The following is a 15,773-nucleotide window of genomic DNA, read 5'->3' as shown; positions in this document are numbered from 1 at the left end:
ATATTTCAAAAATAGAAACTTTGTTCCAGGAGGAGGAATGGAGATCAGGCTCGAAGGCAAGGTGGCGCTGGTCACCGGGTCGACGCAAGGTATCGGCCGTGCCATCGCCGAGACGCTGGCGCGCTGCGGCGCTGCCGGCCTGCTGATCAGCGGGCGCGACAGCAAGCGCGGCGAGGCCGTGGCTGCGGAACTGTCGACCCTCGGTACGCCGACGCTCTTCGTCGCCGCCGACCTCGGAGACCCGGAAACGCCCGCCCTTTTGGCGCAGGCTTGCATCGACCACTTCGGCCGCATCGACGGCCTGGTCAACGCCGCCGGCCTGACCGACCGTGCCTCCTTCCTAGACGCGACCCTCGATGACTGGTCGGCGCTGTTCGCCGTCAACGCCCGTGCGCCGTTCTTCCTGATGCAGGCCGCGATCGCCGACATGAAGAAGCGTGGCCAGGGCGGCGCGATCGTCAACATCCTGTCGATCAACGCCCATTGCGGCTCACCGGAACTCGCCGTCTATTCGGCCACCAAGGGCGCGTTGGCGACGCTGACCAAGAACGCCGCGAACGCCCACCGCTTCGACCGCATCCGCGTCAACGGCATCAATGTCGGCTGGACCGACACGCCGGCCGAACGCATCATGCAGGCGCGGACGCTGGGCAATGGCCCGGGATGGCTCGACGCGGCCAATGCCGCGCAGCCCTTCGGTCGGCTGCTCAAGCCGGACGATATCGCCAATCTCGCCGTGTTCCTGCTTTCCGACGCGGCCGGGCCGATGACCGGCGCGGTGATCGACCAGGAACAGTCGGTGGTCGGGGCGAACCGGTGAACGCTATCGAAAGGCTCGGGCCCGGACTGCTGGAGCGGCTCCCCGCAGCCGTGCAAAAGCCGTCATACGACCGCGCGGCGCTCTCACCAGGCATGGCGCATCTGGGCGTCGGCGCATTCCATCGCTGTCACCAGGCCGAATACACCGACGACCTGCTTTCGCGCCGGTTCGACCGCTGGGGTATCGTCGGCATCAACATTCGCCCGCCCGCCCTGGCCGAGACGCTTGGCCGGCAAGACGGCCTCTACACAAGGCTGATCCGCGAGAACGGCCATGTCGAGGCACGCGTCATCGGCAGCATTGTGAAGGTGGTCGACAGCCAGGACAGCGCCGCACCGGCGCTCGAGGTGCTCGTCTCCGCGGACATCGAGCTGGTGACGATGACGGTGACCGAAAAAGGCTATTGCCACGTCCCCTCGACTGGCGCGCTCGACCTCGATCATCCCGACGTCGTCCATGACCTGGCTAACCCGGAAGCGCCGCGCAGCGTGCCCGGCATCCTCACGCGGGCGCTGGAGCAACGTAGGGCCACGCATGCCCGGAAGCTGACGCTGCTCTCCTGCGACAATATTCCGACCAACGGCAGCATCCTGGAAAATGTCGTGCGGAGCTTTGCCGAACGGCGCGGCAATGGCCTGGCCGACTGGATCGCGGCCAATGCCGCCTTCCCCTCGGCCATGGTCGATCGCATCGCGCCGGCGGTGACCCGGCAAGACCTCGACAGCGTCGAACAGCGCTATGGCTATCGTGATGGCGCGGTCGCCGTCGGCGAACCCTTCCGGCAATGGGTGATCGAGAAAAAATTCGCCGGCCGCATGCCAGGCTGGGACCTGGCCGGCGCTACCTTCGTCGATGACGTCACCCCGTTCGAGCAGCTCAAGATGCGAGTGCTGAACGGCGCCCAGACGACACTCGCCACGCTCGGCGTACTGGCCGGCCTCGAACACACGTCGGATGCCATCGCCGACCCGCTGCTTTCGCTCTTTGTCAGGCGCATGCTGGTCGAGCAAACCCTGCCGACACTGATGCCGGTGGCTGGAATGAACCCATCGGCGTATGTCGAGCAGAGCCTTGACCGGTTGAAGAACACCGCGATCCGCCATCGCAACCACCAGATCGCCACCGACGGCTCGCAAAAAATCGTGCAGCGCCTGCTCAACCCGATCCGCGACCGCCTGAACCTGGGGGCCGGCATCGGCCTGCTGTCGGTGCCGGTCGCCGGCTGGATGGCTTATCTGATCCTGGCCTCGGCAGGCTTCGGCAAGCGCTGGCCAGTGTCGGATCCCTATGCCGGCATGGTCGCCGCGATTGCGGACGAAACCGGCCACGATGCGCGGGGGCTGGCTTCCGCCATCCTGGCCATCGACACGATATTCGACCCGGGCCTTGCCGCGAACGAGACGTTCCGGCAGGCCGTCACATTGGCGCTTGGCGAACTGCTTTCGGGCGATCCGATGGCGGCAGTCCGTCATAGTCTCGAACAAGACGAGGTCGCGAGGTTGAAGCGATCCAAACAATCGGCATTATAGGTATCGATCGCGGGTTCGCGGTCAGGGAGGCATGATGAAACTTGGACTGCTCACCGCACCGTTCGCGGACACGCCGCTTGGCGAGGTCGCCGGCTGGGCAAGCTCTGTCGGCTTCGAGGCACTGGAAATCGCCTGCTGGCCGAAAACCTCCGGCGCGACCCGCCGCTATGCCGGCACCAGCCATATCGATGCTGATGGGACTTCGGCCTCGCGGGCGAAAGAAATCGTTGCCTCGCTGGCGGAAAAGAACCTCACGGTTTCCGGCCTCGGTTATTACCCCAACCCGCTGCACCCTGATGCCGCCCATCGCGAGGCGGTCATCGGCCACCTGAAAAAGGTGATCGTCCTGGCCGCCAACATGGGCGTTCCCGTGGTCAACACCTTCTGCGGCGGCGATGCCTCCAAGACAGTCGACGTCAACTGGCAGGACGCGCTGAAAGTCTGGCCGGAAATCGTCGCCCATGCACGCGACCACGGGGTAAAACTCGCCTTCGAAAACTGCCCGATGATCTTCAGCCATGACGAATGGCCGGGCGGGCACAACATCGCCTATTCGCCGCAGGTCTGGCGCCGCATCCTGGAAGCCTGGGGCGGCGAGGTCGGCATGAATTTCGACCCCTCGCATCTGGTCTGGCAGATGATCGACCAGGCCCGCTTCATCCGGGAATTCGGCCCCTATATGCTGCATGTCCACGCCAAGGACCTGATGATTGATCATGATGGTTTGTACGAGCGCGGAACCCTTTCGGCGGGGATAGGCTGGCAGGTGCCGCGCATGCCGGGGCTGGGCGATGTCGACTGGAGCGGCTTCTTCTCGGGTCTTTACCGCGCTGGTTATGACGGATCGGTCATCATCGAACACGAGGACAGGCGCTTTGAAGGCAGCGACGAGCAAGTGAAGCGGGGCTTTCTGCTCGCCCGCGACGTGCTGCGCCCCTTCGTCAAGTGACGGCAAAGCGGGCCACTTTACACTGATTGTGAGTGGCGCGGCTTAACGGGTTGAAACTGCACTGTAAAACAATGTGGAGGAAGACTGAAATGAAGAAATATCTGACCATGGTCCCGCTGCTTGCCAGCGCGGCGCTGCTGGCCTCGGTGGGCGTGTCGTCCGCTGCCGGCAAATACACGATCGGGATTTCCAACACCGTGCAGGGCAATGGCTGGCGCGAGGAAATGGTTTGCGCCATGAAGGCGCAGGCGCTCGCCTCCGGCGAAGTGACCAAGCTCAACATCGCCCACCGCAACACGGATGCCGCCGGCCAGTTGGAAGACATCCGCAACCTGATCAGCGCCAAGGTCGACGCCATCGTCGTCAACCCCGCCGACCCGGCCGGCATCAAGGCCGGCCTGGAAGAAGCCACCAAGGCCGGCATCGTCGTCGTCGCCGTCGACCAGGCGGTCACCGAGCCGTCGGCTTACATCATTTCCAACAACCAGGAGCAGTATGCGTATCTCGGTGCCAAATGGCTGTTCCAGCAGATGGGCGGCAAGGGCGAGGTGTTTTATATGCGCGGCGCGGCGGGCGCTTCGGCCGATAGCGATCGCGACAAAGGCTTCAAGAAGGCACTGGCCGAATTCCCCGACGTGAAGGTGGCGCAGGAGGTCTTCACCGGCTGGCAGCAGGACCAGGCCAAGCAGCAGATGCTGTCGTTCCTGGCCACCGGCACGCCGTTCAACGGCGTGTGGACGTCGGGCATCGATAACGTCATCGTCGACGCGCTGGTCGAATCGCAGGCGCCGCTGGTGCCCGTGGTCGGCGCCGACAATGCCGGCTTCGTCGGCCAGCTGAGCTCGGTCAAGGGCCTCTTGGGTGCCGCCGTCACCAACCCCGGCTCGATCGGCGGTGCCGGCGTGACGCTGGCGCTGCAGATCCTCGACGGCAAGAAGCCGGCCCAGCAGACCGTGCTGGTCGACCCGCAGCTGTGGGAGAATGCCACCGAGGAAGGCAAGGCCAAGCTGAAAGCCGCCGCCGACCCGTCGCTGAGCCCCGAATGGCCGGTCTCGATCATGATCCCGGAGTGGACGACCTACACCAAGGAGCAGATCGTCGCCTGCAAGGGCCCGGGCGAGTAAGGCTGGCTTCGCCAGCGGACCCTCCGTTGGCGCCGTCCCTCACCTGCCTGCACGGCGCCGCAACAGCTTCTCTCTCCCCGTCATACGGGGAGAGATGTCCAGCAGGACAGTGAGGCGCGGCGCCGACGTTCGCCAGGATTTCACCACATAAATCGAGACCCAAATCATTTGACCGCCGCCCCCCTCCTCGACGCGTCAGGCGTCGCCAAGAACTACGGCGCGGTCGCGGCTCTCCGCGACGCATCGCTCTCCGTGCTGCCGGGCGAGGTGCATGCGCTGATGGGTGCCAATGGGGCCGGCAAGTCGACGCTGGTGAAGATCCTGACCGGCGCGATATCAGCCAATGCCGGACGCATCCTGATCCGTGGCGAGGCGCGCGACATACGCTCGCCGGCCGCCGCGCGCCGGGCCGGGCTGCTGCCCGTCTATCAGGAGCCGTCGCTGATCCCCGATCTCGACGTGCTGTCCAATCTGCGGCTGACCGGCACGCCGGTCGAGCCGTTCCGCGCCTGGGTGCGCGAGCTCGGCATACCGGACCTCGACCTGCGCGACACCGCGCGCGACATCCCGCTCGCCATCCTGCGCGTGCTCGACCTGGCGCGGGCGCTGGCCGTCGAGCCCGACGTGCTGCTGCTCGACGAGATGACGGCGGCACTGCCCGCCAACCTCGCCGAAAAGGTGCTGGAAGTGGTGCGCCGCCAGGGCGACGCCGGCCGCGCCGTGATCTTCATCTCCCACCGCTTCGTCGAAATCTCGGCCCTTTGCGACCGCGCCACGGTGCTGCGCGACGGCGCGACCGTCGGCGTCGTCGACATCGTGCCGGGCGTTGAGGAAAAGATCGTCGAGCTGATGCTCGGCACTCGCATCGTCAAGACCCATGTCGCCGCCCGCAGCGCCAGCGAAAAGGCCCGCGCCCCTGCCCGCCCGCGCATCGCCGTGAGAAACCTGCGCGTCGGGACCAAGCTCAGCGATGTCTCCTTCGATCTCCGCGATGGCGAGATGGCCGGCGTCGTGGCGCTGGAAGGCCAGGGCCAGGACGAACTGTTCGCCGCCCTTGCCGGCTCGATCAAACCATCGGGCGGCACGATCGAGGTCGACGGCAGCCCGGTGAAATTCGCCCACCCGATCGACGCCATCCGATCGGGGATCGCCTATGTGCCGGGCGACCGTTCGGAGGCGCTCGCCATGCAGCGCTCGGTGCGCGAGAATATTGCGCTCCCCTTCAGCGCCGCCTTGCGCAACTGGGGGCCCATTCGTATGCGCAAGGAGCGCGCCACCGTGGCGAGCGCCATCCAGCGCCTGCAGATCGACACCCGCGCGCAAGGCGAGGTGCAGCGCCTGTCCGGCGGCAACCAGCAAAAGGTCACCATCGCCCGCTGGATCGCGGCCGACGCGCGCACAATCTTGTGTTTCGACCCGACGCGCGGCATCGACGTCGGCACCAAGCAGGAGATCTATCGTCTGCTGCGCGAGCTCGCCGGCAACGGCAAGTCGGTTCTGTTCTACACCTCCGAACTGGAAGAAGTGCAGCGTGTCTGCGACCGCGTCATCGTCATCTTCGGCGGCCGGCTGGTCGATATTTTCCCCGTCGAGGAGGCCGACGAGCCGACGCTGATGCGCGCCGCCTACGGCCTGCCGCGCGGCGTCAAGGCGGATATCGGTATTTTGGCCGCACCCACGGCGAATGCTTCCGAGGCGCCGGAGGCAACGCCATGAGCCATTTCCTGCGCCGGCAGGGCTGGGTAACAGGCCTGTTCGCCCTTCTCGTCATCCTGTTCATCGCCACCAAAATCATCCAGCCGGCCTATGGCAGTGGCGATTTCGGCTCGCTGGCGCGGGCCGTGCTGCCCTACGCCTTCGCCGTCGCCGCGCAGACGGTCGTCGTCATCGCCGGCGGCATCGACCTCTCGGTCGCCGCCATGATGGCGTTGACCAGCGTCACCGCCGCCTCGATGATGGCGGGCGCGAGCGAGGAATACGCGCTGTTCGTGGTGCCTTTCGTGCTCGCCATGGGGTTCGTGCTCGGCGCGCTCAACGGCCTGCTCATCGTCGTCACCCGCGTGCCGGACATCGTCGTCACGCTGGCCATGCTGTTCGTGCTGCAAGGTGCGGCCCTTCTGGTGCTCGGCGCCCCGGGCGGCGCGGCGGCCGAATGGCTGAAGGCGCTGATCTCGGGCACCGCGCCGATACCGGGTCTGCCCGACGCCGTCGACGCGTGGCTGCCCAAGGCGCTGCTGGTGCTGATCGTCTGCCTCTGCATCGTCTGGATACCGCTTCGGCGGTCGCGCCTCGGCCTTTCCATCTACGCCATCGGCTCCAGCGAACTGGCGGCGTTCCGCAGCGGCGTGCCTGTCGCCCGCACCAGGGTCATCGCCTACGCGCTGTCAGGCCTGTTCGCGGCCATGGGCGGGTTGGCGCTGACCATGAGCACAGGCATCGGCGCGCCTATCCCCGGCCCCTATCTGCTGGCCAGCGTCGCCGCGGTCGTGCTGGGCGGCGTGGCGCTCGGCGGCGGCAAGGGCGGCCTGCTCGGCCCTATCGTCGCCGTCTTCGTGCTGCGGCTGGTGCGCACGGATCTCACCTTGCTCGCCATCGACCCCAACGTCACCGCCATCATCGAAGGCCTGATCATGGTCGCCGTGGTGATGTTCGGCGCCTTCATCACGATGCGAGGTCGCCAATCATGAAACTCCCTCGCAGCGCTCTACGGCGCCGTAGAGCACCATCCTTCCAGAACACCTCCTCGCGAGCAGGAGCCACCCCATGAGCACCACCGCGATCACGCCCGCGCCGGTCCCCTTCGGCCGCCGCGTAAAACGCTTCATGGCCGATCGGCCTCTCATCCCGCTGATCATCCTGCTGGTCATCCTGGTGATGATCCTGCAGATCCTGCGCCCCGGCATCGTCAACGAGCGCTGGATCGCCAACACCATCAAATTTGCTATTCCGCTGGCGATCCTCGCCGGCTGCCAGACCATGACCATGTTGACCGGCGGCATCGACCTTTCGGTCGGCACGGTGGCGACGATGAGCGCCTTCATCATGGCAACCCAGATCGTCAGCCAGGACCCGGCGGTGGCCTTCCTCCTGGCGATGATGCCGGCGGTGCTGATCGGCCTCGTCAACGGCATCGGCGTCGGCGTCTTCCGTGTCCATCCGCTGATCATGACGCTGGGCACCAGCCTGATCGGCACCGGCTGCCTGCAGGTCTACCAGCGCACGGTGATCGCGTCGGGCGCAAAAATTCCCGATTTCCTCGCCTGGCTCGGCACCGGTGTGACCCCCATGCTCGGCTTTGCCTTGCCCAACGCCTTGCTGCTCTTCTTGCCGCTGGCGGCCCTCATCGTCTTCACGCTCGCCCGCACCGGCTTCGGCCGCCTGCTCTACGCCGTCGGCGACAATGAGCGCGCGACGCGCCTGTCGGGCGTGCGATACTGGCAGGTCATGACGGCGCTTTACGTCACCTCCAGCGTGCTCGCCGGCATCACCGGCTTGCTCTATATCGGCCTGATCAAGGCGCCATCGCTGTCGCTCGCCGAACCGCTGGTGCTGCCCTCGGTCGCCGCCGCCGTCATCGGCGGCACCTCTATCTTCGGCGGCCGCGGCGGCTATACCGGCACCGTCATCGGCGCGCTGATCTTGACGGTGCTGACGACGCTGCTGACGATTTTGCAAATGCCCGAGGGAGCGAGAAGGATCCTGTTCGGGTTGATCGTCCTGTTCGTGACGGCGGCATATCTGCGCATTGTCGAGGACAAGTAGGCGCGGCCGACTATTGGCGCGGGGCAGCCACAGGCTCCGCCGACAAGGGAGACGAAATCATGGAAAAGATCATCCTGGACTGTGATCCTGGGCACGACGACGCCATTGCCATCCTGCTTGCGGCGGGAAACCCGATTATCGACCTTCTCGGCATCACGACGGTTTCGGGAAACCACAATGTCGAGAACACCACGCGCAATGCTCTGGCCGTATGCACTGCCTATGGCATCAAGGTGCCGGTGGCGAAGGGCTCACCCGGCCCGCTCATCGGCGACCAGGTGCTGGCCGTCGAAATCCATGGCGATACCGGGCTCGACGGCCCCGTCCTGCCGCCTGCCTCGTTCGAACTCGATAAGCGGCATGCCGTCGACTTCATCATCGACACCGTCATGGCACACGAGCCGAAAACCATCACGCTGGTGCCGGTCGGTCCCTACACCAACATCGCGCTCGCCATTCGCAAGGAACCACGCATCATCGGGCGGGTGAAGGGCGTCGTCGCGATGGGTGGAGCGTACACGCGCGGCAACATCACGCCAGCGGCGGAGTTCAACGTCTATGGCGACCCGGAGGCGGCGGACGTCGTGTTCCGCGCTGATTGGAACGTCACCATGGTCGGCCTCGACCTCACGCACCAGGCGCTGGCCACTCCGGACCTGCAAAACAGGGTACGCGCCGTTGGCGGCCCGATAGCCAAGTTCGTCCTCGATATCTGGGAATTCATAGCGACCACGCATGGCGGCCTCCTGCAGATCGAGTATCCCGCCGTCCACGACGCCTGCTGCGTCGCGGCCATGATCGACCCGACCGTCTTCACCACCGAGAAGGCCGATATCCGCGTCGAAATCGCCGGGCGGTGGACCAAGGGGATGACGGTCTGCAATTTCGAGCAGATGGGCGGGATGCACCATTTTGGCGGCACCGCGAGCGAGCAGGTCGATTTCCGCCATACGGTGGCGATGAGACTAGACCATCCAAAATTCTGCGACCTGATCGTCGATGCGCTTGAGCGACTGACCCGCGGCAAGGCATGACGCCGCCCGTCTATCCGCACGACCGGCGGGTGGTGGGCAAGGGTTCTGTTGAAGATCGCACGGCCGTGTGAACGGTTTCGACTGTGTTCACAGGCATTAAAGTGGCTCCGTTTAGAAAGCCCGCCGCGCCATTCGCGGCACGGCGGGCCGCCCCCTTTGACCAGGGGCCACCTACCAGCATCACTCGATGATCTGCACGACCCTGCGTGTATCGGGGTCCACCAGGACCGCATGGTCCCCGACAACGGTGTATTTGTATCTGACGTCGGGAACGTCGATTGTATGGAGCTCGACAGTGTCAGGGAGAGCGGAGCCGACGTTGAGTTCGACGCCGAGCAGGCTGACTGATGCGAGTTTTTGCTTGTGGATATATTCGCGGACAACCGTCTGCTGCTCAGGCTTGAGAATCACGACGTCTCCCGCGAAGGAAGCACCAATTCCAGCCGCAAGCGCGAGGGCCGCGATAGCGCCGACAAGAGATCTTTTCATGACAAGTCCTTTTGTGAACTGAGAAACATTCTCAGAGGCCAGAACAATTCTGGCCTCTGCCGCAGCCAATCAGCCGCCATTGGCAGGTGCGGCGGGCTTCGCGGGCGCTGAAGTGGCCGGAGCTTCCACCTTTGGCGCCTCAACCTTCACGTTGATGTCCTTCCCGCCGCCGCCACCGATGTTGATGACGCCGGTAAATATCAGCAAGACAACGATGGCGATTATCGCAAGAACAATAGCGACCGCAGTGCCGCCGCCACCTCCAGAATTAACAACAGTTGGACCGTCAGCCATGACTTTCTCCTCTCCTATTCTTTGAGTTGTCACCGGTCAGCAACGGCTCCCGCTGCATTGCGTTCCCGGGCAAGGCTTAGGTCTTATAGACGGCAAGACCGAGGTCTTATGCGGCAACCCAAATCTTGCCGATACGTTAGGTTTCGCGCGGGAGCACGCGGCCAATCATCCATCATCGCCGAATCCAGCTCGACCGCCGGATATTCTGAGAGCGAGGCAAGCAGTGACATCAGCCCACAGACCGAGCATCCGCGACGACAATCGCCCTGCAAATGACAATGATGTTCAGGCACCGGAAATCCCCTCGGCCCTGCCCGTCTGTTTGAGTGAGGACGCCAACATTGTCGATCTTGTCAGGCGAACCGAGCGCTTGGCCATCGCGGTTGTCGTGGGAATGGCGATCTGCCTGACGCTTATCCCGGCGATCTATGTTGCCCTGACCTACGGAATGTAGACGGTATGGCAGTCGTCTGTCCGCCTCCGAGGCAGGCGCGATGTCTTGACCACCTGCTCTCTCCAGGCTTTGCTCCCAACATCGCGCCTGGCATGCCGGATCCCGCCCGCGTCAATCCCGAGAAGCTCAGACAAAAAAGAACCCGCCCCGGCGTCAACCGAAGACGGGCTCTCTCCGTTTTCCAGTCCGTTGATAAAGCACTCGACGGCTACCAACCTCCAATGCCCGAGAGCGTTCCACCGGAATAATGACCCATGCTGGGATCCGCCGGTGGATCGTTCCGAGGCAGGGCTTGCGTCGGCAAGCTTTGCTCTCTTTGGCTTTCGGCGTACTCAATCTTTCTTCCACGCCGCCAACAGCGGGCCCTTGCCTCCATAGACGGGGTCCTTGCGCGGACGGCCGACCTTGGGGATCGTCACCACCGCCTTGACGTGGTCGGCGGTGGTCGTGCATTCGTCATAGGTGCCGGACGGCGGATAGGCGCCAACGACGAGAAAGTCGTCGGAGGCGGAGATGCGCTGGTGCCCGGTGCCGGCCGGAAGGACCGCGACATCGCCGGCCTTCAGCGCCAGCGTTCGGCCCTTCTTGCCGCCAAACCGGACTTTCGCCGTGCCACGGGCCACGCCGAGCACTTCGTGGATGCGCGAATGGTAGTGGACATAGTCGTAGATGCCGTTGCGCCAGCTGTCCCCCCAGCCATTGGCCGAGAAAAGCTCCTCTATCACGGCCGCGGGATCGAAGTCTTCCGGCAATCTAACCGCGCCGCGATAGACGACCAGCGGCCACGACGGGTGATTGGGCACCAGGCCATCGTCGCCAAACCTGAACTCGTTCGCTTTTCGCGGCCTGACAAGGTCGGCCGCCTGTCGACTGTCCGGTCTTGCGGCACCGGTCACCTGTTCGGCCACTTTCTTGATGCTTTGCAGGATGCTCATGACGTCGCCTCGCTTGGGGAGCCCAGGGCTGATTCAACCCGATGGCCATCGCTTGGTTCCCGCGGGCTCGGCGCCCGTCGCGGCCGCGAGGCGGAGCACCAAAGATCAGACGGACCTGCCGCCTCCCCCCGCCTGCAGCGCATTGTCCATCGCAGAGGCCGGCGAAACCATGTCCGGCAGCAATATGTCGTTGCGGCGTGCGAAGGTGACCAGCGTCGCGCGCACCGTCTCCGGGTCGATCTCACCGGCGATGCCCGCCTTGCAGGCGTTGAGGGCGACGGAATGAGCGCTGTTGCGGCTGGCGGCCGGCCATTCCTGCAACACCACGTAGGCTTCCATCAGGCTTTCGATCTTCCTCGGAAAGCCCATTCCGACCAGAATGGTCACCGGTTCTTCAAACTGCCAGCGATTCATGGCTTGTGCCTCCTCTCGATTGTGCGAGCCAAACACCGGAAGGGCGAGGCCCGCCGCGTAAGGGTTAATGGGACTGGATGTCGGCGCTCAGCCGCCGGCCGATGCCTCGGACGCCTCCGACACCTGTTGCGCGGCCAGGAACATCAGCGTCGCGGCAACGGTCCGCCGCTTCCAGCCGGCGGCTTCGGCTCTGTCGAGCAGTTCCGCCAGCAGCGGCTTCAGCGCCGCGCGGCATTCGCTTTCATAGGCCAGGAACTCCTTTGCCTGAAGTGTCGGCGCGGGCACGGCCCCAAGGTCAGCAAGTGCATCCATATCTCTCTCCCTTCAACCGATGCCCGCCCCCTGTCCGGGAGCGGGCGGACTGGTCGGACCTCAGAAGTCCATGCCGGCGCCGGCGGGCATTGCCGGGCTGGCGGCTTCCTTCTTCGGCTTCTCGGCCACCATTGCCTCGGTGGTCACCAGCAGGCCGGCGACCGATGCCGCATCCTGCAGCGCGGTGCGCACCACCTTGGCCGGGTCGATCACGCCCTGGCCATAGAGATCGCCGAACTCGTTGGTCTGAGCGTTCCAGCCCCAGCCGAATTCGCTGGTCTCGCGCAGCTTGCCGACGATGATCGAGCCTTCCGCGCCGGCATTTTCCGCGATCTGGCGGACCGGCGTCTCGATGGCGCGGCGCACGATCTCGACACCGGTCTTCTGGTCGGCATTGGCCGTCTGGACCGCATCGAGCGCCTTGGCGGCGCGAAGCAGCGCGACGCCGCCGCCGGGCAGCACGCCTTCCTCGACGGCCGCGCGGGTGGCGTGCAAGGCATCGTCGACGCGGTCCTTGCGTTCCTTGACCTCGACCTCGGTCGAGCCGCCGACGCGGATCACCGCGACACCGCCGGCGAGCTTGGCCAGCCGCTCCTGCAGTTTCTCGCGGTCATAGTCGGAGGTGGTCTCCTCGATCTGGGCCTTGATCTGCGCGACACGGCCCTGGATTTCCTCCTTGCGCCCGACGCCGTCGACAATTGTGGTGTTTTCCTTTTCGATCACCACCTTCTTGGCGCGGCCCAGCATCTCCAGCGTCACGTTCTCGAGCTTGATGCCGAGATCCTCGGAGATCGCGGTGCCGCCGGTGAGGATGGCGATGTCTTCCAGCATGGCCTTGCGGCGGTCGCCGAAGCCCGGCGCCTTGACGGCCGCGACCTTGAGGCCGCCGCGCAGCTTGTTGACGACCAGCGTCGCCAGCGCCTCGCCCTCGACATCCTCGGCGATGATCAGCAGCGGCTTGCCCGACTGGACCACCGCTTCCAGCACCGGAAGCAGTGCCTGCAGGTTGGCTAGCTTCTTTTCATGGATCAGCACGTAGGGCTCGTCGAGTTCGACGCGCATCTTGTCCTGGTTGGTGACGAAATAGGGCGAGAGGTAGCCGCGATCGAACTGCATGCCTTCGACGACTTCCAACTCGGTCTCGGCGGTCTTGGCTTCCTCCACCGTGATGACGCCTTCATTGCCGACCTTCTCCATCGCTTCGGCGAGAAAGCGGCCGATCTCGGCGTCGCCATTGGCGGAGATGGTGCCGACCTGCGCGATCTCGTCGTTGCGGGTCACCTTGCGGGCGTTGGCCTTCAGCTCGGCGACGACAGCGTCCACCGCCTTGTCGATGCCGCGCTTCAGGTCCATCGGGTTCATGCCCGAGGCAACGGCCTTGGCACCCTCCTTGACGATCGCCTGGGCCAGGACGGTCGCGGTGGTAGTGCCGTCGCCGGCAAGGTCATTGGTCTTGGAAGCGACTTCGCGCACCATCTGCGCGCCCATGTTCTCGAACTTGTCCTCGAGCTCGATTTCCTTGGCCACGGTGACGCCATCCTTGGTGATGCGCGGCGCGCCGAACGACTTTTCGATGACGACATTGCGCCCCTTGGGGCCGAGCGTCACCTTCACCGCATTTGCCAGGATATCGACGCCGCGCAGCATCTTCTCGCGCGCTTCGGTATGGAATTTTACCTCTTTGGCAGCCATTGGATCACTCCTCTATCTCTAGGCAGCATTCGTTGACTGGTGGTTTTTCGAAGAAGCCGTCAGGCGGCCTTCTTCACTTGCGCTGTCTGCTCGATCACGCCCATCACGTCGCTTTCCTTCATGATGAGCAGATCCTCGCCCTTGAGCTTGATCTCCGTGCCGGACCATTTGCCGAAAAGGATACGGTCACCCACCCTGACATCCAGTTCGGCCAGTTTGCCGCTGTCGTCGCGCGCGCCTGGACCGACGGCGATGACTTCGCCTTCCTGCGGTTTTTCCTTGGCGGTATCGGGAATGATGATGCCGCCGGAGGTCTTTTCCTCGGCCTCGATGCGGCGGACCAGGATACGGTCATGCAATGGACGGAACGCCATGTCGTTCTCCTCTTGGGACAAACAGGTTTTCAGCTTCCTCCACACCGGACCGGCAATTCGGGCCGCTGCGGAATGCGGCGACCCTTTGGCAGGCATCGCGCGCGCATATCGAGCTAGTTTTCCCTTTTTTCGGTTTCAAGAGGCCGGCCAGAAAATTTTAGCACTCACGCTGGTGGAGTTCCAACCTGCTGTTATTGCGGTCTTATTCGCTCTGCGTTGAGAGCTGACGGTTGAATTCCCGCCTCGATCCGGCAAAAATATCCGCGGCCAGTACCATCGCGGGCGCCGGAACCGCTCACCCTCTGAAGGAGTTGTTTGCCGACGGCGCACATCGATGGGCCGAAAGATTTTTTCGCCATTACGGCCACCGCTGCCGCCGAAAGGAGACATGAATGATCGCAAACGTCAGCAAGGAGTTCCGCCTCCAGATGGAGGGCTATGGCCTGACCACCGCACAAATCCATTACCATCTGCCTGACCATCGGAGCCTGCTGCAGCTTTATGTCTGGCAGGACTACGACCTGGCGCCGGAATTCCCCGAACTCAAGGGATTTCTCTCCTATTGGGAGCGCGAATTGGAAGGGCCGCTTCACTCCGTTCACATCGCGCATCACCGGCTCATCACCCCATCGGAATGGCGGGCGGTCGACGGTGTCATCACGGTCCAGTAAGGGCGGCGGCGTCGTGCGGTGCTGACCTCATCAGAAGCCGACCAGCGACCTCATCGGCATCGCCTTCGCACCGCCGCCTGCAAGCAAGCTTCAGATACGATGATCGACCAGCGCCACGCCGAGCCCGGCAAGGATCGAGCCGCGGGTTCCCTGCACCGGCAACCCGGCGCCGCTTGCCGGGGACCGCGCAAGCGCCAGCGAGGCGATGCCGACCGCCGCTAGGTCCGCCATCGAGAACCAGCGGATCAGCGTTCGCCGATGAGGTCGCACTGCAGCCACGGCCGCGTTGGATGCCCTCACAATGCCAGGCTTCCCTGCTCCGCCCCCTCGGCATTGGGATCGCCGGGCGCCGTTGCCCAGGCGAGTTCGACCAGCGTCACGGTGCGCTTTCCCGTGCCGTCGAGCTGGCAGACGATGAGGCCCTGCTCCTCGATATAGGTGAGCAGCCGCCGGGCGCGGCGCATGGAGTGCGAGCCGTAGGCACGGGCGATCGCGCCATCGCTCGGGCATGGCCAGCCCTCCTTCGCCGCGCGCGCGATCATCATGAACACGCCTTGCATGTCCTCCGGCAGCAGCGAAGCGCGCACCGAGACGTCGCGCCACACATCGTCCTCGCTGGTTTCGGCCCCCAGCCCGGCACGGGCGCGCGTCAACATGCGGCGGAAGGCGGGCAGATCAGGCACGACCGAGGCGAGGCCCTCGATGCGGCAGCGCACGACAAACTCCTGGTAGAGCACCCCGATCACGCGGAAGCCCGCGTCAGGTTGTGCAAGAATGGCGCGCAGCACGCGGTCCACCCGCTCGCGCCGCTCCGCCAGGTCCTCGGCGCTGACTTGCGGCTCGGCAGGTTCGGGGCGGATTTCCAGCGCAGCCGACTTCGCCGCCATCAGCTGGTCGAGCAGGTCCGGCGACGCCACCCG

Annotated in this window: 19 protein-coding genes and 1 pseudogene; 11 read left to right on the top strand and 9 right to left on the bottom strand. The window is 64.7% G+C overall.

The window, feature by feature from the left end:
• The first annotated feature begins 37 nt into the window (after positions 1–37).
• The 8 genes from X739_RS141250 (at position 38) to X739_RS141285 (ending at position 9,218) form a co-directional block, all read left to right on the top strand.
• Complete coding sequence (locus X739_RS141250) at positions 38–820, top strand: SDR family oxidoreductase (protein WP_023795745.1); 783 nt, start codon at positions 38–40, stop codon at positions 818–820.
• Entirely contained in the window at positions 817–2,349 is a 1,533-nt protein-coding gene (locus tag X739_RS141255) for a mannitol dehydrogenase family protein (protein WP_023795744.1), read from the top strand. The genes X739_RS141250 and X739_RS141255 overlap by 4 nt, the downstream gene beginning before the upstream one ends.
• Positions 2,350–2,383: 34 nt before the next feature.
• Positions 2,384–3,298: a sugar phosphate isomerase/epimerase gene (locus tag X739_RS141260; protein WP_023782859.1), complete on the top strand. Its 915-nt coding sequence runs from the start codon at positions 2,384–2,386 to the stop codon at positions 3,296–3,298.
• Positions 3,299–3,387: 89 nt separating this feature from the next.
• Positions 3,388–4,422 carry an ABC transporter substrate-binding protein gene (locus X739_RS141265; protein WP_023795743.1) on the top strand — a complete coding sequence of 345 codons (1,035 nt, stop codon included), beginning with the start codon at positions 3,388–3,390 and terminating at the stop codon, positions 4,420–4,422.
• A gap of 168 nt (positions 4,423–4,590) precedes the next feature.
• Complete coding sequence (locus X739_RS141270; protein ID WP_023795742.1) at positions 4,591–6,138, top strand: sugar ABC transporter ATP-binding protein; 1,548 nt, start codon at positions 4,591–4,593, stop codon at positions 6,136–6,138.
• Positions 6,135–7,109 (top strand): ABC transporter permease, encoded by a 975-nt coding sequence (locus X739_RS141275; RefSeq protein ID WP_023782861.1) that lies wholly within the window; start codon positions 6,135–6,137, stop codon positions 7,107–7,109. Before X739_RS141270 ends, X739_RS141275 begins: the two co-directional genes overlap by 4 nt.
• Positions 7,110–7,185: 76 nt before the next feature.
• Positions 7,186–8,184, top strand: coding sequence for an ABC transporter permease (locus X739_RS141280; protein ID WP_023774006.1), 999 nt, complete (start codon positions 7,186–7,188; stop codon positions 8,182–8,184).
• 59 nt (positions 8,185–8,243) lie between these two features.
• Complete coding sequence (locus X739_RS141285) at positions 8,244–9,218, top strand: nucleoside hydrolase (RefSeq protein ID WP_023782862.1); 975 nt, start codon at positions 8,244–8,246, stop codon at positions 9,216–9,218.
• Between the two features lie 180 nt (positions 9,219–9,398).
• On the opposite strand, the gene X739_RS141290 is transcribed toward X739_RS141285, so the two are convergent.
• The gene (locus tag X739_RS141290; protein WP_023795741.1) at positions 9,399–9,707 is read right to left on the bottom strand and encodes a DUF1236 domain-containing protein; all 309 of its coding nucleotides are present in this window, start codon (positions 9,705–9,707) and stop codon (positions 9,399–9,401) included.
• A gap of 69 nt (positions 9,708–9,776) precedes the next feature.
• Complete coding sequence (locus tag X739_RS1000000168490; protein WP_023782864.1) at positions 9,777–10,001, bottom strand: hypothetical protein; 225 nt, start codon at positions 9,999–10,001, stop codon at positions 9,777–9,779.
• 223 nt (positions 10,002–10,224) lie between these two features.
• On the opposite strand from X739_RS1000000168490, the gene X739_RS141295 reads away from it, so the two are divergent.
• Entirely contained in the window at positions 10,225–10,455 is a 231-nt protein-coding gene (locus X739_RS141295; RefSeq protein WP_023774002.1) for a hypothetical protein, read from the top strand.
• 332 nt (positions 10,456–10,787) lie between these two features.
• Here X739_RS141295 and X739_RS141300 read toward each other — a convergent pair whose 3' ends face one another.
• From X739_RS141300 to X739_RS141320, 5 genes are all read right to left on the bottom strand, one after another.
• Positions 10,788–11,390 (bottom strand): cupin domain-containing protein, encoded by a 603-nt coding sequence (locus X739_RS141300; RefSeq protein WP_023795740.1) that lies wholly within the window; start codon positions 11,388–11,390, stop codon positions 10,788–10,790.
• Between the two features lie 105 nt (positions 11,391–11,495).
• Positions 11,496–11,804, bottom strand: a complete 309-nt coding sequence (locus X739_RS141305; protein WP_023795739.1) for a DUF982 domain-containing protein — start codon at positions 11,802–11,804, stop codon at positions 11,496–11,498.
• An 87-nt stretch (positions 11,805–11,891) separates the two neighbouring features.
• Positions 11,892–12,116, bottom strand: a complete 225-nt coding sequence (locus X739_RS141310; RefSeq protein ID WP_023773999.1) for a hypothetical protein — start codon at positions 12,114–12,116, stop codon at positions 11,892–11,894.
• 60 nt (positions 12,117–12,176) lie between these two features.
• Positions 12,177–13,808, bottom strand: a complete 1,632-nt coding sequence (gene groL / locus X739_RS141315; RefSeq protein ID WP_023773998.1) for a chaperonin GroEL — start codon at positions 13,806–13,808, stop codon at positions 12,177–12,179.
• A gap of 59 nt (positions 13,809–13,867) precedes the next feature.
• Complete coding sequence (locus tag X739_RS141320) at positions 13,868–14,182, bottom strand: co-chaperone GroES (protein ID WP_023773997.1); 315 nt, start codon at positions 14,180–14,182, stop codon at positions 13,868–13,870.
• Between X739_RS141320 and X739_RS141325 the strand changes: the two genes are divergently transcribed.
• Entirely contained in the window at positions 14,181–14,402 is a 222-nt protein-coding gene (locus tag X739_RS141325) for a hypothetical protein (RefSeq protein ID WP_023795738.1), read from the top strand. The two genes, X739_RS141320 and X739_RS141325, sit on opposite strands and share 2 nt — an antisense overlap.
• 172 nt (positions 14,403–14,574) lie before the next feature.
• A complete protein-coding gene (locus X739_RS141330; RefSeq protein WP_023773995.1) occupies positions 14,575–14,853 on the top strand; it encodes an usg protein in 279 nt (92 codons plus the stop codon).
• Between the two features lie 90 nt (positions 14,854–14,943).
• On the opposite strand, the gene X739_RS1000000168485 is transcribed toward X739_RS141330, so the two are convergent.
• Both X739_RS1000000168485 and X739_RS141335 read right to left on the bottom strand, forming a co-directional pair.
• Entirely contained in the window at positions 14,944–15,084 is a 141-nt protein-coding gene (locus X739_RS1000000168485; RefSeq protein ID WP_023795737.1) for a hypothetical protein, read from the bottom strand.
• A gap of 65 nt (positions 15,085–15,149) precedes the next feature.
• A pseudogene (locus X739_RS141335) lies at positions 15,150–15,773 on the bottom strand (ATP-binding protein); the annotation flags it as partial.

Origin of the sequence: Mesorhizobium sp. LNHC209A00, from assembly GCF_000502915.1 — a bacterium.
Classification (GTDB): Bacteria; Pseudomonadota; Alphaproteobacteria; order Rhizobiales; family Rhizobiaceae; genus Mesorhizobium.
The sequence above is the reverse complement of the archived record's forward strand: the minus strand, read 5'-3'. Positions and strand labels throughout refer to the sequence as shown.